A 25,413-nucleotide genomic window follows, 5' to 3' on the forward strand; every position below is an offset into this window, starting at 1 on the left:
AAAATCCAACAGGTCGTCATAGCCTAAAAAATAGGTTAACATCATAGACTTAGATGCGTATCTAGCTGATTTGTTTGCTTTATAATGGTTATCCCTAGCGAACCTCACAACAAGAATTCAGACTGTCTAAAAGGAATGTAAGATGCAAAAAAAAGAGATAAAAATTACTGGTAAAATGGAGGGATTAAAGAGAGTTTGGATCGAAAACGTCTATCCTGAAATCGATGATGGCAATTTTCCAATCAAGCGAATTGTAAATGAGAAAATGATCGTAGAAGCCGATCTCATTACTGATGGCATTGATGAAATTTCAGCAAGACTCCTTTATAAACATGAACAAGATAAAAAATGGTCTTCAGCTTACTTTTCAGAACCAGATAATGATCGGTTTAAAGCTGAGTTCAACTTAAAGAAAGTCGGTAATTACCAGTATACAATTGAAGCATGGATTGATGAGTTCTCGACCTGGAAAAAAAGATTTCTAAAAAAAGCTGAACTGGGAATGGACATTGATGTTGAAAGAATGATTGGCCTTGAATTCTTTAACAAGAGAAAACCCCAGTTAAATGAAACCATTCAAAAATCGATTCAAGCCATACAGCAAGAAACCTCTTATAAGAAGCTGCATAAAATATTAGAAAATGAACTTTTACTAAACTGGACTAGAGAGCATTTAGCTCCGTCCTATATCACTAAATACCCCAAGCAGTTAATGGTAACTGTTGATAGGCTTAGGGCGCAATTTAGCGCTTGGTATGAAGTATTTCCTCGCTCCCTTAGCAGAGTGAAAGGAAAGCATGGCAGTTTTCAGGATTTAATTGCCTATTTACCACAACTACATAAGATGGGATTCGATGTCATCTATCTTCCGCCTATTCATCCCATCGGCCTCACCAATAGAAAAGGTAAAAACAATTCAGTCAGCTGTGAAGAAGGCGATCCTGGTAGTCCTTGGGCAATTGGCGATAAATCAGGCGGTCATAAAGCCTTTCACAAGGAATTGGGGACTGCTGATGATTTTAAACAACTGATTGCTACGGCCAAAGAATTGAATATGGAAATTGCATTGGATTTTGCACTTCAGTGCAGTCCCGATCATCCTTACCTGAAAAAACATCCTTCCTGGTTTAAGCATTTGCCTGATGGCTCTTTGCAATATGCTGAGAATCCTCCCAAGAAATACCAGGATATTTATCCTTTTAATTTTGCATCGAACGACTGGATGGATATGTGGCAGGAATTTAAATCCATTATCCTGTATTGGATAAAAATGGGGGTTTATATCTTTCGCGTAGACAATCCTCATACCAAGCCATTTATTTTCTGGCAATGGCTCATTTGCGAAGTCAAGAAGCAACATCCAGAGACATTATTTTTATCCGAAGCCTTTACCAGACCTAAAGTTATGTACCAGTTAGCCAAATGCGGATTTAGCCAATCATACACCTATTTCACCTGGCGTAACAGTAAGGAAGAACTGCAAAACTACATAAGGGAATTGCTTAGCCGTCCGATTGTTGATTTCTTTAGACCCAATTTTTGGGCTAATACTCCTGATATCTTGCATGAATACCTTCAAACAGGGGGGCGTATCGCTTTTATGATTCGATTCATACTCGCAGCCACTCTTGGTAGTAATTACGGTATTTATGGTCCTGTTTACGAAAACTGCATTCATGAACCTCTCCATGAGGGTTCGGAAGAATATCTGAACTCGGAAAAATATGAATTGAAACACTTGCAAACCCATCCGGAAAATATCATTGAACTCATTACTCAAGTGAATCGTATAAGAAGGAAACACAAAGCCTTAGAAAATTTCAATAGTTTACACTTGCATACTAGTGATAATCCCCAATTGATTTGCTACAGCAAGAGATGCTTTGATGAAAAGGATATTCTCCTGATGGTGGTCAATCTTGATTATCAATATAAACAATCAGGCTTCTTGAAAATGGAGCTAAGCGAATTAGGGATTACAAGCAATGAATTTGAAGTTCATGATTTGTTAACAGGAGAGCGCTACCTTTGGCAGGAAGGGGACTGCTATGTCGAATTAGACCCTGATAAATCACAATGCGCCCACATATTTCAGATAAATGAGTTGCAGAATGAATGAAGCAATGACATTGGATAGGAGCCAATCAGATTGGTATAAAGATGCTGTCATTTATCAAGTTCACATAAGAAGTTTTTTTGACAGCAATGCAGATGGCATTGGTGACTTACGGGGCCTAATTGAAAAGCTGGATTATCTAAAATTTTTAGGGATAACAGCCATTTGGCTCCTGCCTTTTTATCCTTCACCACTGAAAGATGAAGGCTATGATATAGCTGATTATTTAAGCATCAACCCTATTTATGGCAACATTCGTGATTTTAAAACTTTATTGAAAGAGGCTCATAAACGCGGCATTAAAATCATTACTGAGCTCGTCATTAATCACACTTCAAATGAACATCCCTGGTTCCAAAAATCCCGTACAAGCAAGCCTGGCTCTTACTGGCGGAATTTCTATACCTGGAGTGATAGCGCTAAAGAGTATTCCGATGCCCGGATTATTTTTCGTGATTTTGAAACCTCCAATTGGGCGTGGGATCCCGTAGCCAAGGCTTATTATTGGCACCGATTTTACTCCCATCAACCTGATTTGAATTACGACAACCCCAATGTACAAAAAGAAATTTTTAAAATTGTGGATTTCTGGCTGTCAATGGGCGTCGACGGCTTGCGTCTTGATGCGATTCCCTACTTGTTTCAACGGGAAGGCACCAGTTGCGAAAACCTTCCAGAAACCCATGAGTTTCTAAAACGGTTGAGTGCTCATGTGCAGCAACATTTTAATGATCGTTTTCTCCTAGCTGAAGCCAATCAATGGCCTGATGAGGCAGTAAAGTATTTTGGCAATGGTGATGAATGCCAAATGGCTTTTCATTTTCCATTAATGCCTCGGCTGTATATGGCCATTCAAATGGAAAATTCTTTTCCCATTATTGATATCATTGAACAGACTCCAAGCATTCCTGACAACTGTCAGTGGGCTACATTTCTTCGCAACCATGATGAACTTACCCTGGAAATGGTGACCGATGAAGAACGGGATTACATGTATCGGATGTACGCTCAAGATGAGCAGATGCGAATAAATTTAGGTATTAGACGGCGTCTGGCTCCTCTAATGGGCGGCGATCGGCAAAAGATTGAGTTGATGAACGTTTTATTGTTTTCCATGCCTGGCACTCCCATTATTTATTATGGTGATGAAATCGGCATGGGGGATAATATTTATTTGGGTGATCGGAACAGCGTTAGAACACCCATGCAGTGGTCAGCCGACAGCAATGCCGGCTTCTCAAAAAGTACGCCACAAAAACTGTATTCTCCAGTGATTATTGATCCGGAATATAACTATCAAGCCATCAATGTGCAGTTACAGCAGCAAAATTTTAATTCTTTATTGTGGTGGATGAAACACATCATAGAAATTAGACAAACTTACAAAGCATTTAGTCGAGGAAGCATCCAGTTTCTGGACAGCAATAACAATAAAATACTTGCTTTCTTGCGAACTTACCAGGAACAAAGCATCCTTGTATTGATTAATCTATCAAGGAATATCCAGCCCGCTTGGGTTCAACTGCCTCAATACCAAGGCTACATGCCGCAAGAAATTTTAGGCAAAGCCAAATTTCCAGCAATTGATGAAAAACCCTATTTTCTAGTATTAGCTTCTTACGGTTTTTTATGGCTAGAACTTCATAAAAATTTAACAAAAATGCAAAAAGGAGCTCAGAATGAATATTGGTTGGAAAAAAGAATTTCTGAACTCTATCAAAAACCAACACGTAAAGAGTTTGAAACTAATTTATTAACTTATTTGATTGAAAGTCGCTGGTTTCGCTCAAAGACATATCCCGTTCGGGATCTAGTCATCGAAGAAATCATTCCTGTCCTTAATAAACCGGTCCCAATCCACTTTCTTATGCTTCTTCTCTCCTTTGAAGACAAAGAACCGGAAAGATATTTCATCTTTGTTACTTTTGATACGATACCTCCTGCAAACTCAAAGTATTTGTGCGCAATTCATTTGCAGGAGGCAATTTATTATGTGGCCGATTTGGCCTACACACCCGCTCTTTGGAAGACTGTTTTTGAATTGTTAGCCAGCAAACATCGGTTTAAAGGTTCAGCTGGAACTTTAGAGATTTTGCCTGGTTCCCAAGCCAAAAAAGTCCTTCTTAATGAAAGCAATGAGATATTGCAAGAACCTGTAAATGCAGAACAATCAAACACCACCATCCGCTTCAGCAATTGTGCCCAATTTAAGTTGTATCGCCGCGTTGAATTTGGCAGCAATCCCGAAGCGGAAATCACTGAGGTACTCACAAAATCCTCTGAATTTCGCATTCCGGCCATGCTGTCAAAACTTGAATATCATTATCGTGAGAAATTAATCACCGTAGGCCTTGTGCAAGAGTTCATCGCCAATAAAGGAGATGCTTGGACTTACTCCGTCAATACTCTTAATAATCTGATTGACCAAAATCCTGAATTTTTAACCATGCCAGCTCCTCCAAACGAATTTCTTTCTGAAAGCAACAAACCCATTCCTGAAGACATTTATCATACCTTGGGTGTTTATGCCCCGACTGTAGAATTATTGGCCAAACGCACAGCTGAAATGCATGAAGCCCTTGCCAATGCATCAACGTCCCCATCATTTAAAAAAGAAAATTTTAGTCTTTTCGATCAACGAAGTTTGTATCAAACCATGCGCTCGGTAATTCTTCGCGCTAAAAAGCAGTTCAAATTGAATGTGGAAGAAGATCTCAAAGAACAATTAAAGGAAATTCTGCAAGACGATAGAAATCTCTTAGAAGAATTTAAGCCTCTGCTAACCAAAAAGATTGGTGGAAAAAAAATTCGTTGCCACGGTGATTATCATTTAGGCCAAATTCTTTACACAGGGAATGACTTTGTAATTATCGATTATGAAGGTGAACCAGCGCGGCCCATATCAGAACGAAAAATTAAGCGCTCCCCACTTAGAGACGTAGCCGGGATGCTTCGTTCGTTCCATTATGCCATATATAACGTTTTGGAACTAAGAAAACAGGATTTGGCTTTTCAGAAAAACTCACCTGAGCATTGGTATCAGTGGACTTGCCAACTGTTCTTACAAAATTATTTAAGCTATTCAAAGATCAAAGAGTTATTACCACTTGAAAACAGTGATATTTATTTTCTATTAAAAATTTTTATGCTGGAAAAAGTGTTTTATGAAATTGAATATGAGATGAACAACCGCCCTGACTGGCTGCGAGTGCCTTGTATTGGATTAATTAACTTAATGGAGTAAAGGTTGAAAAAGGATTCTCAACAAAAGGTTGAAGCCTTGCAACAATTGGCTGAATTTGCAGGAATTTTGACAAGCTACGAAAATGCATGGGGAGAAACGGTTCAGGCCCCAACAAATACCATTTTGGCTATTTTGAGTGCACTTGGTATTTCTATTGAACACGACAGTCAAGCTTCATCCATTCTTGAACAATTACAGAAAAAGGCCAGAGACAACAAATTAGATGAAATTATACTTCTATGGGATGGCTTAGGAAAAACCGTCCCCATCCCTTTATGTGAAGATGAAATCAATCAGCTTGCTCACGCAGAGATACTTCAAGAGGATGGCAGCTCAATTTCAAAACTAAAACTATCTAAGGCAAAGAAAAATCAACATGATCAGTTGATTCGAAGTTTGGTTATTCCAAAATTGTCCTGGGGCTATCATTTACTAAAGCTAAATCTGGGAAAGCGGGAGTTCACCAGCCTCGTTCTCTCTGCCCCGCGTAAGATGTACAGACCTGAGAAGTTTAATTATGAAAAAGAATATGGTCTATTTTGTCCAATATACGCTTTGCATTCAGAACACAGTATTGGCTGCGGGGACTTAAACGATTTCATGCAATTAGCAAAATGGCTGAATGAACACCAGGGGCAGCTTGTTGCAACCACTCCGCTTTTCTCAGTATTTCTGGATGAACCCTGCGAGCCCAGCCCCTATTCCCCTATAAGCCGTCTCTTTGGAAATGAGCTTTACTTAAACCTTAGAGCGATTGCCGATATTCCGGAGGAATATCAGGAAGAAATTGCGTCCCTGAATGAAGAACCCATCATTAATTATAAAAAAACCGCAGCATTGAAACGTCGCATTGCTCAGCAGCAATTTAAGCTTCTTTTGAAGGATCCTGCACAAAAAAACGAATTAAAATCCTACCTGAAAAAACGCCCTGAGCTTAAAAAATATGCTCTGTTTAGGGCTTATATGGAGCACATTGGCAAGCCTTGGGAACAATGGCCAGACCAACAGAAAAATGGTGAGATCAGTGAAGAAGACGTTTCCACTGAGCAGTACCATTACCACCTCATCTCACAATGGCAATTTGAGAAACAATTGTCTGAACTGAGAAATAATTTAAATAAAAATCAGCAAAGATTGTATCTTGATTTGCCTGTAGGTTCACACGGGTGGGGTTTTGACGTTTGGCACCATCAAGACAATTACCTTCTCAAGACCGCTGTGGGCGCCCCTCCAGATCCTATGTTTTTAAAGGGGCAAAACTGGCAATTGCCTCCATTAAATCCAATTAAATTGCGTGAGAATCGCTATAAGCAGCTAATCCAATTGTTTGACCACGTAATGCAACAGGTCGATGTTTTGCGAATCGATCATGTAATGGCTTTTAATCGACTTTACATTATCCCAAAAGGATTTGAATCGAGTGAAGGCGTTTACTTACGTTACCCAACAGATGAAATTTATGCAATTTTGGCGATTGAATCCCATCGGCATAAAGTCATTGTCGTTGGTGAAAATTTAGGCTCGGTCCCCCCACAAACCAATCGAATGATGCGCCGTCATGGTCTGATGGAAATGCATATTCTACAATATGCTCTCGAATCCAAGCAAAATCCAGTTCCAAAATCGAATAATCTTCTTGCTAGTTTAAACACCCATGATATGCCCACTTTTTATGCTTTTTGTCATGAACTTGACATTAAGAAATATCAAGAACTTGGATTAATATCGGCCGATTATGCGCAAGCGATGACAAAAAAGCGTCGAAGGCAATTAAAAACTCTTAAAACCACACTGGTTAACTATCTTCCCGACGAAAACAATCTTTTAAAAGCCAGTCTAAGTATGTTAGCCAAAAGCCAAGCCCCGCTTTTTGTCATTAATATTGAAGATCTTTGGGAGGAGAAACAGTCCCAGAATGTGCCAACAGCAAACTCTGAACCTAATTGGCGCCGAAAATTGGCTTATTCTATGGAACAAATCACCCAAATGGCTGAGGTCAGTAACCTACTTTATTTCATTGGTAAAAATCAAAAGCCAATAAAGGAAAGCCCACAGCAAGCCAGTTTATTGTCAGATATGGATTTGTATCTATTCAACGAAGGCCGTCACTATCGATTGTACAATCACTTGGGAGCTCATCCCGGCACAGTTGACCACATAAATGGCGTACATTTTGCTGTTTGGGCGCCTAATGCGAGTTACGTTTCCGTTATTGGCTCTTTTAATCATTGGAATCGAGACAGCAACCCGCTTTCTTCTCTTGGGAATTCAGGAGTATGGCAAGGTTTTGTTCCTGCAGCCCAATGTGGCGATTTGTATAAATATTTCATTCACTCAGAGCGAACGAATTTTACTGCGGAAAAATCCGATCCTTTTGCTTTTTATCATGAGGTTCCACCTTGCACGGCTTCCGTTGTTTGGGAGTCTAAACATCAATGGCAGGATGACGCCTGGCTTAAAAAGAGAAAGGAAAAACAAAGTCTTCAAGCTCCAATTTCAATATATGAGGTTCATCTCGGTTCCTGGCGACGAGTTCCTGAAGATAATAACCGCTATTTAAGCTATCGCGAGATGGCTCCTATGCTTGCTGATTATGTCCAGTCTATGGGTTTCACCCATGTCGAGTTTTTACCGGTTATGGAGCATCCTTTCTACGGCTCCTGGGGCTATCAAACCTTAAGTTATTTTGCTCCAACAGCCCGCTATGGTACTCCTGATGATTTTATGTTTCTCATTGATTACCTTCATCAGCATGAAATTGGGGTTATTCTTGATTGGGTCCCCTCTCACTTCCCCAATGACGAACACGGCTTGGCACGCTTCGATGGGACGCACTTATTTGAGCATTTTGATGCAAGAAAAGGGTTTCATCCTGATTGGAAAAGTGCCATCTTTAATTACGGACGAAACGAAGTGCAGGCTTTTCTAATCAGTAGCGCCCTGTACTGGCTTGATAAATTTCACATTGATGCAATCCGGGTTGATGCAGTTGCGTCTATGCTTTATTTAAATTATTCACGAGCAGACGGTGAGTGGCTTCCCAACCAATTTGGCGGTAAAGAAAACTTAGAAGCCATTCATTTTTTGAAAACCCTAAATACCGTCTTATACGGCTATTATCCGGATATTCAAACCTTTGCTGAAGAGTCAACCGCCTGGTCTGGGGTATCTTCTCCCGTAGAAACGGGCGGACTAGGCTTCGGTTTTAAATGGGATATGGGCTGGATGCATGACACCTTGTTGTATTTTGCCAAAGATCCCATTCATCGACGCTTTCATCAACATCAGCTTTCTTTCCGTATGGTTTATGCATTTACAGAAAATTTCACTCTTTCACTGTCACATGATGAAGTGGTTTATGGCAAAGGCTCATTAATTAATAAAATGCCTGGTGATAATTATCAAAAATTTGCAAATTTACGTCTGCTCTACGGTTATATGTTCAGCCTCCCTGGAAAGAAATTGCTGTTTATGGGCTGCGAATTTGCCCAGTTCAGTGAATGGAGCCACGAAAGCAGCCTGGATTGGCATTTACTTGATTATCCGATGCATCAAAAACTGCAAACCTGGGTTAGGGACTTAAATGTCCTTTATCGCAATGAAGCGGCCTTGCATGAGCTGGATTGTCAACGAGAAGGATTTGAATGGATAGACTGCAATGATGCTGATAACAGCATTTATAGCTTCCTGCGTAAATCCATAAATGGTGAATTGCTTCTTGTGCTTATGAATTGTACCCCAGTAACCAGAACCCTTTACCGGCTTGGCGTACCCAGGGCAGGTTCCTGGCAGGAAATCATTACCAGCAATGACGAAAAATATGGCGGAGATAAGTGGGCCAGCAGGGAATGTTTAACCACTGAGGACATGCCATACCATGGTCATCCTTATTCTCTAAACTTAATCGTAGATGGACTCAGTTTGGCAATATACAAATGGCTCTCATAACACAAAGAACGCTTGGAGCGATATTCAAAAATAATAAGGTCTGTCAATTTCGATGTTGGGCACCCTATGCAAAACAGGTGCAACTGGAAATTATTCCAGAAAGAGGACAATCCTTTTTATTAACAATGCAGCCTGAAGAAAAGGGTTATTATTTTGCTGAGGTAAATGGCATCCAAGCCGGGGATAATTACTATTTTATCTTTAATGGTCAACGGTATCCTGATTTGGCCTCCGACTTTCAGCCAGAGGGGGTAATGGGGCCTTCACAAGTTATTGCAAAAAATAAACCTTCTCATTGGCCGAATATTCCAATAAAAGACTACATTATCTATGAGTTGCATGTGGGAACTTATACAACCGAAGGTAATTTTAAAGCCATTATCCCCCATCTTAAGGGATTAAAAGAACTCGGTATTACTGCAATTGAAATTATGCCTGTTGCACAATTTTCAGGTACTCGCAACTGGGGTTATGACGGTGTTTTTCCATTTGCTGTGCAAAATTCCTATGGGGGGCCATCTGGACTAAAGACGCTCGTCCATGCTTGCCACGAATTGGACATCGCAGTCGTACTGGATGTAGTGTATAACCACCTTGGTCCGGAAGGAAACTTCTTTGATCATTTTGGCCCATATTTCACCAGCAAATACAACACGCTTTGGGGAAAGATGCTCAATTATGATGACGAGCATAATCACCATGTCAGACGTTATTTCATTGAAAATGCACTTCATTGGTTTATCGAATATGGCATAGATGCATTAAGATTGGATGCATTACACGCCATTGTTGACGTGTCAGCCTATCCTTTTCTTGAGGAGCTGGCTGACTCTGTTAACTCCTTATCGAAACGGTCGGGGCGGGCGTATTACCTTATCGCTGAAAACGACGCCAATGATTTGCGTTTGATTCTGCCTAAATCCCAAGGTGGTTTTGGCATGCAGGCGCAATGGAATGATGATTTCCATCATATCATTCACAGCCTTTTAACTCAGGAGCAACACTCCTATTATCAAGATTTCCATGGCATTCAGCAGTTAATCAAAGCTTACAAAGAAGGATTCATATACTCAGGCGAGTATTCTCCTTTTCGCAGAAAGCCGCATGGCCGAAGCTCTAAAAATATTCCTGGGGAACAATTTGTAGTCTGCATACAAAATCATGATCAAATTGGCAATCGGGCGCAAGGAGAGCGATTGTCCAGTTTGGTGACAGAAGCCAAGCTTAAGTTGGCAGCCGGACTTTACTTATGTGCACCGTTTATCCCCTTGATGTTTATGGGTGAAGAATATGGTGAAACAGCACCTTTTCAATACTTTGTGAGTCATCGTGATGCACAATTAATCGAGGCTGTGCGCAAAGGCAGAGCCAGGGAGTTTGCGTACCAACATGATAGCCTCATTCCTGACCCTCAATCAGTGGATACTTTTTTAAGAAGCAGACTCAATCATGAATTAAAATCAAAAAAGAAACACAAAAAAATATTAAATTTTTACAGAGAATTATTGAAATTCAGAAAGCAGTTATCTGCTTTGGCCAGTTTGGATAAGACGAATCAACACATTCAATGGCATGAAGGGAAAAGGATTTTAATGATTCAGCGTAAAGCAGATGCAGGTGATGTTCTCATACTGGCAAGCTTTTCAGATTCCGAACAAGAGTATGCTTCTGTTCTCCACGGCTCCTGGGAACTGATATTAAATTCTCAGGACAGACAATGGACTGAACCGGAGATAGAACTTGTCGACAATCTTTTAGAACCCTACGGATTCTTACTGTTTAAGGAAGAGCAAAATGACGGCTAATTTTATTTGCATTCATGGGCATTTTTATCAACCCCCCAGAGAAAACCCCTGGCTTGAAGAAATTGAAACTCAAGAATCAGCTGCGCCCTATCATGATTGGAATGAACGCATAACGGATGAGTGCTATTTACCCAACTCCGGCTCGCGAATTCTGAACCCGGAAGGCAAAATCGCTGAAATAGTTAATAATTATGCCAAAATCAGTTTTAATTTTGGACCCACTTTACTGTCCTGGCTTAAGGAAAAACACCCACGACTCCTTAAAGCCCTTTTAGACGCTGATCAACAAAGCCAACAGCAATTTAACGGCCATGGAAATGCTTTAGCTCAGGCCTATAATCATATGATTTTGCCTTTGGCTAATTCCCGCGACAAATACACACAGATTTATTGGGGAATTAAACACTTCGAACATCATTTTGGTCGTCCTCCTGAAGGATTATGGTTGTCAGAAACAGCCGTTGATCTTGAAGTGCTCGACATCATGAGTGAACTGGGGGTTAAATTTACTATTCTTGCCCCTAATCAGGCTAAGCAAAGTAAATCCCTGGAGGATGACAATTGGCAACCAGGCCTAATCAGTACTGGTACTGTCTATCAACAAAAGTTACCTTCCGGACGAAGCATCAATCTCTTTTTTTATGATGGTAATGTCGCAAAGGCGGTTGCCTTTGAAAAATTACTGACGCATGGAGAAGTCTTTGCAGATCGTCTATTGAATTCCTTTCCCAATGCCGTCACTGAGTGCAATTTAATGCACATAGCAACGGATGGAGAATCTTATGGTCATCATCATCCTCATGGCGACATGGGTCTGGCTTACGCCCTGCGAATGATTGAAGAAAGAGAAGATGTTAAGTTGGTTAACTATGGTTATTTTCTAGAACTTCAGGAAGCGAAATTTGAAGTGGAAATTCATGAAGACTCATCCTGGAGTTGTGCGCATGGAATTGAACGCTGGCGAAGCAACTGCGGGTGTCGCGCAGGGCAGGACTGGACGCAAGAATGGCGGGGGCCATTGAGAGAAGCCTTGGATTGGTTGCGTGATCAACTTATACCAAAATTTGAAGAACAAGTGAGCCAATGGCTTAAAGACCCATGGCAAGCTCGAAATGATTATATTCATATTTTAAATGATCGAAGTGCCGTAAGTGATTTTCTCAAAAGACATGCTCAAAGGAAGTTATCCTCTAAGGAAAAGGTGAGTGTTTTAAAGTGGTTGGAATTGCAACGACATGCCATGCTCATGTACACCAGCTGTGGTTGGTTTTTTGATGAATTATCAGGAATCGAAACCTTACAAGTAGTAAGGTATGCCGCTCGTGTAATCCAATTAGCCAAGGAGCTGCTTACTGAAGATTATGAAGAAGAATTCATTGAACGCCTGGCTGCCATTCCCTCAAATCTGCCTGAGTTCGGAAATGGAAAAAATCTTTACCTTCGTTTTGTGAAGCCTTTAGTCATCGACCTGTTTAACGTGTCCGCGCACTTGACGGCGACCCTACCCTTTATCAGTTATGAAAATAAAGTCAAACTATATTGCTATGAAATTGATCTATTAAAATCTCGATACAGTGAGGCGGGAAAAATTAAATTATTCTCCGGTTTAATGGATGTTCGCTCCGAAATCACCCATGAACAGAGGCAAGTTTGGTATGCAGTCCTTTATCAAGGTGATCAAAATCTCATATGCACCATTCAGCACCCCAATGAAAGCCTCACAGCCGTTGAAGATGAGTTATTTGAACAATTTGGCAAAGGAGATATTTTCGAACTGGTGAAACTCTTTGAAAGTCATTTTGGTCCGAAGACCATTTCCTTACGTGATTTGTTCTTCGACATGAAGTTACAAATTACCAGACAAATCCTGTCTACAATGATTTCCGAACTGGAGAATCGCTATCATGAATTCATCGATAATAATGCAGCCATACTTTACTTCGTTTCACAATTAAATATTCCGCTACCGAAAGCATTAACTGCTGCAATAAGCTATGTTATTAATCAGGACATCATAAACAGCTTAGATATCGAAGAGATCAATCTGGAAAGATTGCAAACTTTATTTGAGAATGTTGGGCGCTTAAATGTCAAACTGGATGACAACATCCGGTTTAAAGTGGATCAACTCTTTAAAAAGTATGCTTTTGAAATTGAAAAAACACCTCATAATGAAGAATTGATTCAGCATGTGCTCGAATTGTTGCGAAATGTAAAGAACCTACCCCTAAAACTTAATTTCTGGAATCTTGAAAATGTAGTGATGGAAAGACTAAGAAATCAAGAAGAACCTTATGAGTTATTAAAGGACTTGGGAAGTGAATTGGATTTGGAGGTTTAATGCACACCCCTCTAGCAACCTATAGATTGCAGTTAAATAAGCAGTTTAATTTCGAAGCCGTGCTTGCCCTTTTGCCCTATTTTAAGCAGCTTGGGATAAGCGATTTGTACTTATCCCCTATTTTGCAAGCACAGCCAGGAAGTACCCATGGCTATGACGTGGCTGATTTTAAAAAAATCAGCGATGATTTAGGCGGACGGCAGGCCTTTGAAAACTTAGCAAAGGCGGCCAAACAGGATGGATTATCCCTTTGTCTGGACATTGTACCTAACCACATGGCTGCGACCGAGCACAATCCCTATTGGAGAGATGTATTAGCCAATGGCCAGTCATCAAAGTTCAGCTATCTCTTTGATATTCGCTGGGATAAATCCGAACAGGGAAAACTGCGTTACCGCCGATTTTTTGATATTAACGAGTTAGTTTGCTTAAACGCTGAACGCGAGGACGTCTTCTTTGAAACCCATGGACTAATTTTGGAGTTGATTGAACAAGATCTAATACAAGGGTTGCGTGTGGACCATATTGATGGCCTCAGAAAACCCAAAGAATATCTTGAGCGCTTAAGACAAGCCATTGGCAAACCTTTTTTTATAGTGGTTGAAAAAATTCTCGGCTATGATGAAACCCTGCCCCCTAGCTGGCCTCTTGCTGGAACGACAGGCTATGAATTTTTAAATCAAGTTAACAAACTCTATGTATTTGATGGGAATTTACCCAAGCTAATTTCTATCCATGACAACTTTAGCGGCAATACCAAAACTTTTCACGAAATTAAAGAAGAATCACTTCAATTGGTGATTTCAAATTTATTTGAATTTGAAGCGAAAAATTTGATTGCCGCTCTTGATAAACTGCTGAGCACTTACCCTACAGAGGACATCAGGCAATTTTTTCTGACTTTCTCCCAAAAAATGCCCATATACCGGCTGTATAACGATGCCGCTCTTATCTATTATCAGGAAAAAATTATTCATCAAATTATTAAACATATTCCTTTAAGGTATGAAAATTTAAGCCTTTTATTCCAGGACTTGCTTCTTAAATTCTTTCCGGAGGACTTCAAAGATAAACAAAAGCACTGGCAAAGTTGGCGAAGCAGCTGGGAGGTATTTAGCGGCCCTGTTATGGCGAAAGGATACGAGGATACCGCCTGTTACCGTTATAATGTTCTTTTGTCTTTAAATGAAGTAGGCAGCTCCCCAGAATATTATTATTCGGCCGGCAGTTTGAAACATTTTCATGATGCAAATGAAACCCGTGTCAAACATTGGCCCCATACTATGAATGCAAGTTCCACCCATGACAGCAAACGAAGCGAAGATTTACGAGCCAGATTGAATGCCCTAAGCGAGTGGGCTGAAGATTGGGATCATTTGTTAGGTACATTAGAGCAACTTAACCAGCATAAGAAAACAAATTTATTGAATCAAGAAGCGCCCGATCAAAGTGACGAAATGTTGCTTTATCAAACCTTACTGGGGGTATGGCCGTTGAAACAGGATTTAGGGGAATTGCAGCAAAGGCTCAATGTCTTTTTGAATAAAGCTTTGCGTGAAAGAAAGCAACACACTTCCTGGTCCGCTCCGAATGATCAATATGAAAAAGCTTGCCTCTTTTTTACAAAAGCTTTACTCGATGATGACGGTTTTATAAAAACCTTACTCCCCCTTCAAGAAAAGCTGGCTTTCTACGGCATGCTTAATTCTCTATCTCAACTCATACTTAAAAGCACTGCTCCAGGAACTCCTGATTTTTATCAGGGCAATGAAGTTTGGCGGTTTGATTTGGTTGATCCCGACAACCGACAGGCGATTGATTTTAAGGCCCTTAAGAATTTATTCAGTGACGAGCCTTTACATAAACTATTAAACCATTGGAAAGATGGGGAAATAAAGTTTAATTTAACCCATCGACTTCTATGGCTGAGACATCAATTCAAAGACATTTTCCTTAGAGGCGATTATCAACCCTTGTTTGCAGTTGGTCCTTTAGCTCAGCACATTATTGCCTTTAGTCGAAAATTTAAAGAGCAGACCCTGATTGTGGTGACGACTCGCTGGTTTAGTCAATTGATTGCCTGTAATGAATCTTGGAACCCTAGGCGCTTTACCTCCGAAATGATTACTTTACCAGAAGCACAATGCTACAAATCTCTTTTGGGAGAGAAAAGCATGGAATTCAAAGGTGTTAATCATTCCATTCAACATCTATTAAGTGAACTCCCTTTCACCGTCTTAATGAGCAGCTCTGGTGAATGAGCATGGCTAAGATGAATAAAGGGCAAGAGCATCATTGGCATTGACAAAGGCTGTTAATGTTCCATTCGCATCAACCTGATAGCTTGGACCTGTGCATTTGCCACCGTCCGTGATATCTCCATGAATGATGTCGCAATACACTCCTGGCCATAATGAAGTTTGAAACGTTGCGTTTAAAGTTTGATTTTCGTGATTAATAATAACAAATCCCTTACTGCCCCGGCCAAACGCAATGGCATTATTGTTGTTAGACCACCAATCGGTCAGAGGCTGCCCTTGGACAGCATTGTAAAACGCAACCATATTTGCAAGTGCCCGCCAACGATGTTGGCATAACCAATTATTAAAACAGGGTCTCGCTTCGGGTGAACCAGAATCTGCATTGCTAAATTGATAGCCAGAATAAACGTTAGGAGAGCCATAAGGGTAAGACAACATAAAAATGTTAGCTAAAATGTAATTTTGACCATCCTTGTAATTCAATGTAGAACCATTTCGCTCAGTATCCCAGTTATCAATAAACACTCGAGCCTTTTGACTGGCTAAATAACCCCAACCCTCACCAAAATTTGCTAAATAATGCAATTTCTCGTTATTAAATACCCGCTTTAAATCCCTACCGTAGCGAAACTCGTCAATATCTCCCAAATGAAGATACTCTTCAGGCTGAACAGCTTCTCCTTCGCCATAAATCACTTCTTGAACCCAGAATACATTCTTATTCAATTTAGCCTTGATTGCTTCTAAATCCGCTGCAGAAATATGCTTTGCAGCATCAATACGGAAACCATCCACCTGAAGACTAATCAGATGATTTAAAAAAGCAGCCAAGTTACTTCTAACATAATGGCTTGCGGTATCCAAATCAGCCAGGCTGTCCAGTTCACAATTCTGCACGTTGTCTCGGTTGCGATAGTCGTAAATGGGCGAATGGCACCAATGGAAATCCTGTACCTGGTAAGTACCAGGATAATCGTATTTGCTGTACACAGAACCGCCCGTTCCAAGCCCCCCGCCCTTGGTCATGTGATTTAAAACAACATCTACAATTATCTTAATACCGGCCTGATGGCAGCGAGCAATCATTTTTTTAAATGCTTCTTCACCACCCAGCCTTCCTGCAATGCGGTAGCTCACAGGTTGATAAGAAACCCACCATTGTGACCCCTGAACGTGTTCATGAACCGGTGAGGTTTCGACATAGCCATATCCTAAACTGGCTAATTTAGGGCATTCTGCAGCGATGTCTTCGAATGGCCATTGAAAGAGGGTTACAGTCACATTTTTAACAGATGGAGGTGAGGCAGAAGTATAATTGGAAAACAACCCTAAGGCACAGACAACAAACCAGCGAAAGCCAAAATAACCCATTTTTATCCCTAAAATTATAAAATAATTTTTTACTAAGCTTGTATCCAATCAAGATTATGGACATTCCTATCTTTGCTGAATATTCAGAAGGATTGTGTTTACCCTATGGAAAACATGAATTAAATTGAGGTGCAGAGGGAAAAACCGAGTGAAACCCCTAATCAATCCTTCATCCGTGTTGATTTGAAAAAATCCAAGGCACGCTGTCTTGCCCAATGATGATTGATGATTGGCTCTGGATAATTGCGGACAATATTTCCTTTTGAATCCCTTCTTAATTCAGGAAGCCACTGGCATAAATAACCCCCATCCTTATCAAATTTTTCAATCTGTACACTTGGATTTAATATACGAAAATAAGGCGCGGCATCAACACCACAACCTGCAACCCATTGCCAGTTGACAGCATTGCATGCCACATCCGCATCAACCAAGGTTTGCATGAACCAATCCGCCCCCTTTCGCCAGTCGATTAATAAATCTTTCACCAGGAAAGAAGCAGCGACCATACGTACTCGATTTGGCATATACCCGACCTCCCATAACTGACGCATACCAGCATCCACCATTGGAAAGCCGGTTAACCCTTTCCGCCATTTTTCAAACAAAATAGGACTTTCTTCCCATTGAAGATGATCAAAAGAGCCTTTAAAACTCTTTTTGGCCAGAAATGGAAAATGATGCAGCAAATAGTAGGAAAATTCACGCCAGGCCAATTCTTGCAAAAATTTTGTGATCGAAGTCCTTTGTTCCGCATTGTAGGGCTTTACTTGCTCAATGCTTTTCCAAATTTGCTGGGGGCTGATTTCCCCGAAGTGTACATGAGGTGATAGTTTTGAGCCCATGTCTTTTTCTGGGTAATCACGCCATATCGCGTAATCTTTGATGTTGTTATCCAGGAATGCAGTCAAACGTTCACCTGCTCCTGTCTCTCCTGGTTGCCAGTAATTTGCAAACTTATTAGACCAGGGTAAAGTTGACCTCAATAAGCCTAGATCTTCAAGCGTCAGAGCCTCGATGGGGTAATTTTCTGGCCAACGAGCTATTTTATTTCGGGTTGTAAGATCAAGTTGACTTAATAGTTGCTTCCAAAAGGCTGAGAATACCCGAAACGGTTTGTGGTTTTGGTTTAAAATCAAGTTCGGTTCATGCAATAGGCTTCCATTTGAAATAAGTATTTGTGTTCCTCGAGACTTAAGTTTCTCCTCAATAAGTTTATCTCGTCCTGCATGAGCTGGATCATAACGGCGATTCCAAAAGATGGCCTTAACGGAATGGTTGTTAACCAGATTAGACAGGACAGATAAAGCATCACCTTGTTTGTAAAATAATTCCAACCCTTGTTTACGTAATTGGATGTGTAATTGCCTTAAGGATTCATGAAGCCACCATGCTTGAGCAGTACCCTTTATTTGCTCGAGAGAGTGATCAGCAATATAGAGAGGAATAATTAAATCATAACGCTCACAAGCAGCGGCAAGAGCAGGATTATCAGCAAGTCTTAAATCCTGTTGGAACCACATAACCGCTACCTGCATACTTTCTCCATGATTTGGCTTAATGTAAAGCCTGTTTTATTATGAATAAATGAATGGCATAAGTGTGCATCAATCATGGGCAAAGTTAAATACAATCTTCAAAAGAACATTTTAATCGGTATTTCTTCTTGCCTCCTGGGAGAAAAAGTCCGCTTTGATGGTGGTCACAAACGGGATGACTACATTTGCAGCCTGCTTGCAAACTATGTCAAATTTTTGCCTATCTGTCCGGAAGTTGCCATTGGCATGGGGATTCCAAGGCCTCCAGTTCGACTGGTTGGTAATCCTCAGAATCCGCGAATGATTGAGATCAATCATCCGGAGAAGGATTACACCAGTAAAATGCTTGAGTTTGCAAAAGAGAGTATGGTGCAACTCCAATATGTGAGTGCCTATATTTTAAAGAGCAAATCACCCTCTTGTGGATGGAAGCGAGTAAAAGTATATCAATCTGAAGGCAAACAGCCCCAACTTTCCCAAGGGCTTTATGCCAAAATTCTTGAAAAAACCTACCCTAATTTACCGATAGAGGAAGAAGGACGGCTGATGGATCCACGGCTAAGGGAAAATTTTATTGAGCGTTTATTTATCTATAAAGAATGGCAGGAATTATTGGAAAATGGTTTAAACCCTTCGTCCCTAATTGCCTTCCATACCCGTCATAAACTAAGCCTTTTAGCCCACCATCCTTTAAGCTATAGCCGACTTGGGCGGGCACTCAGCCAGTTGGATAAAGAGAATTTTGCCATTTTGGCTGAGGCATATATTTCTGAACTCATGCAAGCCCTTAAATTTATAGCCACACCCAAAAAGCACGCCAATGTGTTGCAGCATTGCTTTGGATATTTCAAAAAAGTTTTGCCGAGGGAAGATAAGGAAGAGTTGCTCGAATCCATTGATAATTATCGCCTAGGCTTGATTCCATTGATTGTGCCAATCACTCTTCTCAATCATCACCTTAGGCATCATGCCCAACCTTATCTTGAAAACCAAAGTTATTTAGCACCCTATCCCGCTGAGCTGATGCTGAGGAACCACATTTAATCCCGCTAGCTCACGTTTTCCCCTTCAAGCGTCCTTTCAGGGATTTCAATTAGTTCATGTCCATCATTCTGTTTCAGGAAAAGAAAGATGGGAATGGTGCACAGTGTAAGCAATCCCATTCCCAAAAACGCCTCATGAAATACACGCACTGTTAAATGGGCTTCATGAAAGCCTGAAAAAATTCGCACTAAAATGGCTGCTACCGCCACACCGAAGCTTTGTGCCAATTGCTGGACAGTGCTCATTATGCTTGTGGCCGAACTCATATTGTCTTCATGAACATTCGCATAAGCTAAGGAATTCATTGCTGTGTATTGCAAAGCAATTAAGAAACCGTAGATAAAAGTCAAAACAGCTAAACCATACAAGGACATGGAATAGCTAACCAATACGAAAGAACACAATGAAAGCGCAACCAGTACCGTATTTATAATGAGCAAATTTTTATAGCCAAATAAGCGCAAAATTGAAAGAGACAAAGGTTTCACCAGCAGAACACCTAAAGCGATTGGTGCTAATAACAGTCCTGAAAGCTGGGCTGAAAAACCAAGGCCAATTTGAATTAATAATGGGAGCAAAAAAGGTAAACCACCAAAACCTAGCCTTGCAACCAGATTGCCGATGACTGAAATTCGAAAAGTACGGATCGCAAGCAGTTCCATCTTCACCACCGGATGCTTGCTTGACCTGGAGTGCTTTATGTAAAACAACATCAGCAAAATTGCAGCAGCAATAATCATCAAAGAATAAGAGTGTGTTTCACTGGATTCACTGAATAACGATAAACCAAAAGTTAAAGCGGCTAATGAACTGCCAAACAAGACAAAACCAATTTTATCCAGCTTATGCACTGGCCTTGCGGGCATTGCCGGCAGCAACAAATTCGCAAGAACGATGGTTAGCAATCCAATAGGAACATTAACCCAAAATATCCAGCGCCATGAAATATGGGTCGTGATAAATCCTCCTATTACGGGTCCAGACATCATGCCAATCGCAGCAACCATTACTACTATGCTCATTTTTGCGATGAGCTCATGACGTTCACAGGTTCGAATAATGATTAAACGCCCCACTGGCAGAGTTAACGAACCACCGAGTCCCTGAGCAATTCGAGCGAGAACCAATCCCTCTAAACTCTGAGTGGAACCGCAAGCTATTGAGCTAAGAGTAAATAGAAAAACAGCGGAAATAAACGTTTTTTTAGCTCCAAATTTATCCGCTATCCAACCACTTATGGGAATAAAAATTGCGAGACTAAGCAAATAACTGATAAGAGCGAGCTTCAAATCAATCGGATTTGCCTTAAGACTCTTGGCCATGACAGGAATAGCCGTGTTGATGACCGTGGTATCAACCGCCTCCATAAACATGGCAAAAGCTACAATGACTAGAATAATATTCTTTTTCATAATGCTAACTCTCAGATGCATTTGCCTTATTCAGACCCTTTAATATCACACTATCGGTCGCCCTCGAGCAATTTTGGAGAGTGGATGAACATTGCACGTCCCATTGATCTAATTGTGTCGAGTATCGCTTGAATTTGACTTCTTGAGCAGGAGTCCTTAACCATAGCAAAATTTAGTATCAGCTGCACCGAATTTAATTTAAAAATCAATACAGAGTAATTCTCTTATAACCGAGGTGGCGTAAGAGCCTGACTTGAGTTTAAAGGATAACTGAATGCTGTCTTTAGCAAAATCCCAATTTAAATGCTCCACTTTTAAAACCATTGGTCTGTAAGCAAGCTCTAAACCATTTTTTTCCAGGGCGTCACACCAGTCCCAATGAGAAGACAGTGCTTTCTTCTGGAGCTCAAGAGCCTCTCCCACCACCTTATTCTCCCCAACACCCCAAAGAGGGGCAGCCGGAGAAATATCGCCTTCGCGGATTCTTCGCGCAATTTCTTCATCTGGGTTGGTTTCTGGAAAGATACTGTTTTTTCCAGCTAATTGCATGACATCCCCTGCCAGCGCTTTATTCCAGCTTCCACAAGCAACACGCTCCGATAGAATTCGGTTAAATAAAAAAGAACGAGCCGCAGAGTAGTAGATTCCTCTTAAAAAACGGTTTTTGACTTTGATTTGATTAAACAGCAGTTTCTCAGCTTTTAGCAGATTGGAGTCCTCATAACCAAATCGCTGAGCTCCAAAATAATTTGGAACACCTTGTTGGTTTATCAACTCCAGACGCTTTTCCAGGTCTGAAAAATCATGCACTTCACGAATAACAAGTTGAAATTCATTCCCCAACAAGGCACCAGTTTTTAATTTTTTAAGATGACGCTGGCTATTGATGACTTTCCAGCCATCCCCTTTAAGCTCGTTCGCGAAAGGAATTTCTTCTCCTGGGCAATGAACCGAAAACCATTGAGTCGTTAAAGCATTCTTATCTTTTAATCCCGCATAGGAAATCAGTTTTTCAGATTTTCCCAAAGTGCGGGCTAAGGCTTTATGCAACTCCTCTGTGTTCATCCCGATTTTCTCAATTTGTAAAAACAAATGCTCGCCATGTCCACTGGGTTCAAACCCCAAGATCTCACGAACCTGAAAATCTTCAGGTGAAGCCTTTATTTGACCTGAGGAAATAGGCTTACCGAAGGCAAAAGCCAAAGAATTTAGACATGACATAGTGTGAGACCTTTCTTAAGACAAACGCCGATGAGCCTCTAATGATACCTGTTTGCCAAAGAAAATAAATAGCACCAACTGAACAATTTTTAATCTTTTCTTAAGTTAACTGTGTCAAACTATTTTCATGTACAGATGAGGATAGCCGCGATGCGCGTTAAAACTGAAATGGATCAAGACGATGTATTTAATGCCAAATTAGAGCGTTTTTGGTCCCATTTAGATTCTGACTTCAACAATGTCAAGCGCGTATTACAATCTTATTGCCTGGGCAGCTCCTCACAACGGAATCTCTCTATATTTCACCCTCGATCTAACCCTAACGCCTTGAAAGTGAGCAAAATGTTAGCCAATGCCGATAATCCAAAGGCTACAGATCTTCTTACTCTCGTTAATGAAACAATCAAAAATTTTGCAGATGATTATTCCCTGTTGCATAGCTTACAGTTCATTTGTCAAAAATTGAGAATCCCATATGTAGTGGTTAATAGAGAAGAGGAAGTGTTATTAGACCTCATGATTTCCGAACTGGCTCTAACCAGGCAAGCGACGGACAAACAAACAACCTCTGTGCCCTTTTTGGAGGAAAAACTTTTAGCTTCGTATAAGAGATATAACTTACTGCCAACATTCAATAACTCTCAGGACATTTGTATGGAAGACAATGACTATACCAATGTGGAGTTGTTGCAGGATCCCAAACAACTCCACAACGGAACGACTTATCTCTATGTCATCACCGAAACCGGTCATTGCTACTTTGCTCCGCAAAGGACACAAACTGGTAAAAAACTGACACATAGTGGACTTTTACGAAAAGCACTAGACATCAAAAATGGCACTACACCTCCGGTGTTGGCTGCAGGAGCCATCGCAAAAACTGATAATAATTTTTTATTCAATCTGGCTAGCGGACATTTTGAGCCTGAAGCTTGCGCCTATGGTCCTGCGTTAGAATGTTTGGCTAAAAAACTTATAAATCCATTACTCCTTATTCAAACGGGCTACAGCAACACCCATTATAAGAGCTTAGATCAACGTTACGGGGTACGAATCGACGTAAATAAGCTAGAAATTAGTAGGCAACTTCGGCTCAATTTGCTTGCTTTCATGGAAAACACCTCCAATATGGCAGTCCAAGAAGTCTCTGCAAAAATTTTCAGGGAAATTAACAGCGCTGGAACTGAATTCAATGAAAGCGAAGAAGTAACGTTTAGCTCGGCAGAAGTTGAAGAAGCATTCAATAACAAACAATTCGAGCAATTTGTAAATGATCATCTGGATTATTGCCCTGCTTCTTTGCAAGAGCAAATATCCATCATCACTTCTACTAAGGATTTATCTATGAAGATGGGTTCCTTTTCAGTTTCTTCTTAAAGATTCATGCTCGAAAAAGTAGGGCTGTCTGCTTCAGAAATAGTCTCCAGTTTATTTCCTCCCTTCTGAAATGTAGCTTCCCTGTTTCTTTCGATGGCTTTGAATTCACGTGCTTCCCTCTCACGAAATACGTTTTCTGCTTGTTTTGCGGCTTGCAGCGTTATCAATCCACTCCCTCCATTTCTCTGCAAGGCGGTATGATAATTAAACCTGAGATGCAACTCCTCCTCACCTTCTAATTCAATTTCATAGTGATGAAGCATGGTTAATGTAAGCAGGATTTCCGTGAAGGCAAGGCGCAAACCTGGACAACGCCTGGCCCCAGTCTTAAACGTCAGGAATCTGCCTTGTTTTTCTAATTGTCTTGGGAAAAGCTCTGAAGGGGAATTTTGAAAAAAATTCAAATGATAAGGCTCTCCGCTAAGTGACTGGGGCAACCATCGCTCAGGGAAAATATCACAAGATTTAATTACCGGTTTGCCAAGAATTTTTTGCCCATGTGCGGACAAAGGAATGTCTGGAAAATTCGCCGGCTGCTTATGCACACTCTCCAAAGGGATAAATAATAAGGAATTGGCTGTTAGAATCACTTCCTCCCCTTCGATTTTGAGCTTTATCGGCTCTCTAACCATTTCCGGAATAAGCATGGCCGGTGGGGCAATTCGAAGAGCCTCTAATACTACAGCTTCAGCATAGGTTAAAGGCCTTTTTTGATCACTGTCCCAAGCCGAGCGAAGGACATATTGACTGCTTGCATGATGCTCTTGTATTTCCTGTTTTAAAATCTTGTACACACGTTTATCTTGAATGGCAATCTTTAAAGCAGCAATTAATGTCGTGGCAGTGGCATCAAAGCCCAGCAGGGGTATGAAAAGGCTTTCATTCACCACATCCCTTACCGCGCGCGAAAGTGTCGTGCTATCGCCTTTCTGGCGAGCGTAATTTAATAGCTTTTGACATTGTTCTGCATCCAAAACCTCAGGGCGAACCGATATATCCTCCAACTCTGCTCTTAATTCTTTAAAGCTCGCTAAATGGGTCTTGAGCAAATGCACAAGCCAGCTATCGGGTTTCAGTAAAATGGAATTCAACTCAGGAGAAAAAATAAGTCTACAACTTAGGCTAAAAATTTCATTTCTAAGGGCCAATAATTTTTTACTGTCTTTGTCAGTAATTGGATCAAGATTAAACAGGCATTCAATTAATTGCTTAGTCAAGTGAGGTTGATACAGTTCTTCAAATTCATCGATGATTTCCTTACCAAAATAAGTAACCAATAATATTTTTCGGGATAAGGCGTCCATAAAGGTTGCCAAGGTTTGTCGTTTTTCTCTTTGCTTAGTTTGGTATTCCTTAAAAAAATCCATTACATGCATAGCCAATTGTGGCCTTATCGCTTCATTTCGGGAAAGTATGCTTGCACGAACCTGCCGATGAAAATCGGAGCCTAAATCTGAGGACATTAAATTATTCGGCCCCAATACCATGGCCAAACGATTAAAAAATTTTTTTTGGCTGAATTTGTGTTGGCTTGAGGCAGAATATAATTGCTCAATGAGCTTAGGGTTTGAGATAACATATACGGGCCGAAAATCAGGTAGTCTAAAATAAGCAATTCCTTGTTTCGTCAAAGATTGTTGCCCAAGATTAGCGATGAATTTCATAAAACGACTTTGCATGTCCTGTTCATCCAATGCATGCATTTTTGTTTTTACCATATCTCTGAGCAGGGCTA

Annotated in this window: 13 protein-coding genes; 8 read left to right on the plus strand and 5 right to left on the minus strand. The window is 40.6% G+C overall.

Annotated features, from left to right (window positions below; genetic code table 11):
- Positions 1 to 142: 142 nt before the first annotated feature.
- Genes EL203_RS07450 through treY form a run of 6 tightly spaced genes read left to right on the plus strand, consistent with a single transcriptional unit; the run spans position 143 to position 15,715 of the window.
- Positions 143 to 2,119 carry an alpha-1,4-glucan--maltose-1-phosphate maltosyltransferase gene (locus EL203_RS07450; protein ID WP_058470921.1) on the plus strand — a complete coding sequence of 659 codons (1,977 nt, stop codon included), beginning with the start codon at positions 143 to 145 and terminating at the stop codon, positions 2,117 to 2,119.
- On the plus strand, positions 2,112 to 5,360 hold the full coding sequence (gene treS, locus EL203_RS07455; RefSeq protein ID WP_058470920.1) for a maltose alpha-D-glucosyltransferase: 3,249 nt from the start codon (positions 2,112 to 2,114) through the stop codon (positions 5,358 to 5,360). The genes EL203_RS07450 and treS overlap by 8 nt, the downstream gene beginning before the upstream one ends.
- A gap of 3 nt (positions 5,361 to 5,363) precedes the next feature.
- On the plus strand, positions 5,364 to 9,308 hold the full coding sequence (gene glgB / locus EL203_RS14530) for a 1,4-alpha-glucan branching protein GlgB (protein WP_082647159.1): 3,945 nt from the start codon (positions 5,364 to 5,366) through the stop codon (positions 9,306 to 9,308).
- On the plus strand, positions 9,296 to 11,113 hold the full coding sequence (gene treZ / locus EL203_RS07465; RefSeq protein WP_058470919.1) for a malto-oligosyltrehalose trehalohydrolase: 1,818 nt from the start codon (positions 9,296 to 9,298) through the stop codon (positions 11,111 to 11,113). The genes glgB and treZ overlap by 13 nt, the downstream gene beginning before the upstream one ends.
- Positions 11,103 to 13,454, plus strand: coding sequence for a DUF3536 domain-containing protein (locus EL203_RS07470; protein WP_058470918.1), 2,352 nt, complete (start codon positions 11,103 to 11,105; stop codon positions 13,452 to 13,454). The genes treZ and EL203_RS07470 overlap by 11 nt, the downstream gene beginning before the upstream one ends.
- Positions 13,454 to 15,715 carry a malto-oligosyltrehalose synthase gene (gene treY, locus EL203_RS07475; RefSeq protein ID WP_058470917.1) on the plus strand — a complete coding sequence of 754 codons (2,262 nt, stop codon included), beginning with the start codon at positions 13,454 to 13,456 and terminating at the stop codon, positions 15,713 to 15,715. Before EL203_RS07470 ends, treY begins: the two co-directional genes overlap by 1 nt.
- A gap of 6 nt (positions 15,716 to 15,721) precedes the next feature.
- Here the strand turns inward: treY and EL203_RS07480 are convergent, their stop codons facing one another.
- Together EL203_RS07480 and EL203_RS07485 are read right to left on the minus strand one after the other, a co-directional pair.
- Positions 15,722 to 17,086 (minus strand): alpha-amylase, encoded by a 1,365-nt coding sequence (locus EL203_RS07480; RefSeq protein ID WP_058470916.1) that lies wholly within the window; start codon positions 17,084 to 17,086, stop codon positions 15,722 to 15,724.
- A 161-nt stretch (positions 17,087 to 17,247) separates the two neighbouring features.
- On the minus strand, positions 17,248 to 18,624 hold the full coding sequence (locus tag EL203_RS07485; protein ID WP_058470915.1) for a cryptochrome/photolyase family protein: 1,377 nt from the start codon (positions 18,622 to 18,624) through the stop codon (positions 17,248 to 17,250).
- A gap of 75 nt (positions 18,625 to 18,699) precedes the next feature.
- Here EL203_RS07485 and EL203_RS07490 point away from each other — a divergent pair, with 75 nt between their 5' ends.
- Complete coding sequence (locus EL203_RS07490; RefSeq protein ID WP_064108382.1) at positions 18,700 to 19,668, plus strand: YbgA family protein; 969 nt, start codon at positions 18,700 to 18,702, stop codon at positions 19,666 to 19,668.
- 5 nt (positions 19,669 to 19,673) lie between these two features.
- Here the strand turns inward: EL203_RS07490 and EL203_RS07495 are convergent, their stop codons facing one another.
- Positions 19,674 to 21,080 (minus strand): DHA2 family efflux MFS transporter permease subunit, encoded by a 1,407-nt coding sequence (locus EL203_RS07495; RefSeq protein WP_058470914.1) that lies wholly within the window; start codon positions 21,078 to 21,080, stop codon positions 19,674 to 19,676.
- 198 nt (positions 21,081 to 21,278) lie between these two features.
- On the minus strand, positions 21,279 to 22,301 hold the full coding sequence (gene truD / locus EL203_RS07500; protein WP_058470913.1) for a tRNA pseudouridine(13) synthase TruD: 1,023 nt from the start codon (positions 22,299 to 22,301) through the stop codon (positions 21,279 to 21,281).
- A gap of 150 nt (positions 22,302 to 22,451) precedes the next feature.
- Between truD and EL203_RS07505 the strand changes: the two genes are divergently transcribed.
- On the plus strand, positions 22,452 to 23,678 hold the full coding sequence (locus EL203_RS07505; RefSeq protein WP_058470912.1) for a hypothetical protein: 1,227 nt from the start codon (positions 22,452 to 22,454) through the stop codon (positions 23,676 to 23,678).
- Here EL203_RS07505 and EL203_RS07510 read toward each other — a convergent pair.
- Positions 23,675 to 25,396, minus strand: a complete 1,722-nt coding sequence (locus EL203_RS07510; RefSeq protein WP_126320105.1) for a cytochrome P450 — start codon at positions 25,394 to 25,396, stop codon at positions 23,675 to 23,677. The genes EL203_RS07505 and EL203_RS07510 overlap by 4 nt on opposite strands.
- Between the last annotated feature and the right edge of the window lie 17 nt (positions 25,397 to 25,413).

The organism is Legionella jordanis, from assembly GCF_900637635.1.
Classification (GTDB): Bacteria; Pseudomonadota; Gammaproteobacteria; order Legionellales; family Legionellaceae; genus Tatlockia; species Tatlockia jordanis.

What these genes read in the sequence shown, in the direction of transcription:
- treY (WP_058470917.1), top strand. Translation starts at nt 13,454, where the DNA reads ATGCACACCCCTCTAGCAACCTATAGATTGCAGTTAAATAAGCAGTTT.
- truD (WP_058470913.1), bottom strand. Translation starts at nt 22,301, where the DNA reads ATGTCATGTCTAAATTCTTTGGCTTTTGCCTTCGGTAAGCCTATTTCC.
- treS (WP_058470920.1), top strand. Translation starts at nt 2,112, where the DNA reads ATGAATGAAGCAATGACATTGGATAGGAGCCAATCAGATTGGTATAAA.
- EL203_RS07470 (WP_058470918.1), top strand. Translation starts at nt 11,103, where the DNA reads ATGACGGCTAATTTTATTTGCATTCATGGGCATTTTTATCAACCCCCC.
- EL203_RS07505 (WP_058470912.1), top strand. Translation starts at nt 22,452, where the DNA reads ATGCGCGTTAAAACTGAAATGGATCAAGACGATGTATTTAATGCCAAA.
- EL203_RS07485 (WP_058470915.1), bottom strand. Translation starts at nt 18,624, where the DNA reads ATGCAGGTAGCGGTTATGTGGTTCCAACAGGATTTAAGACTTGCTGAT.
- EL203_RS07450 (WP_058470921.1), top strand. Translation starts at nt 143, where the DNA reads ATGCAAAAAAAAGAGATAAAAATTACTGGTAAAATGGAGGGATTAAAG.
- treZ (WP_058470919.1), top strand. Translation starts at nt 9,296, where the DNA reads ATGGCTCTCATAACACAAAGAACGCTTGGAGCGATATTCAAAAATAAT.
- EL203_RS07495 (WP_058470914.1), bottom strand. Translation starts at nt 21,080, where the DNA reads ATGAAAAAGAATATTATTCTAGTCATTGTAGCTTTTGCCATGTTTATG.
- EL203_RS07510 (WP_126320105.1), bottom strand. Translation starts at nt 25,396, where the DNA reads ATGGTAAAAACAAAAATGCATGCATTGGATGAACAGGACATGCAAAGT.
- EL203_RS07490 (WP_064108382.1), top strand. Translation starts at nt 18,700, where the DNA reads ATGGGCAAAGTTAAATACAATCTTCAAAAGAACATTTTAATCGGTATT.
- EL203_RS07480 (WP_058470916.1), bottom strand. Translation starts at nt 17,086, where the DNA reads ATGGGTTATTTTGGCTTTCGCTGGTTTGTTGTCTGTGCCTTAGGGTTG.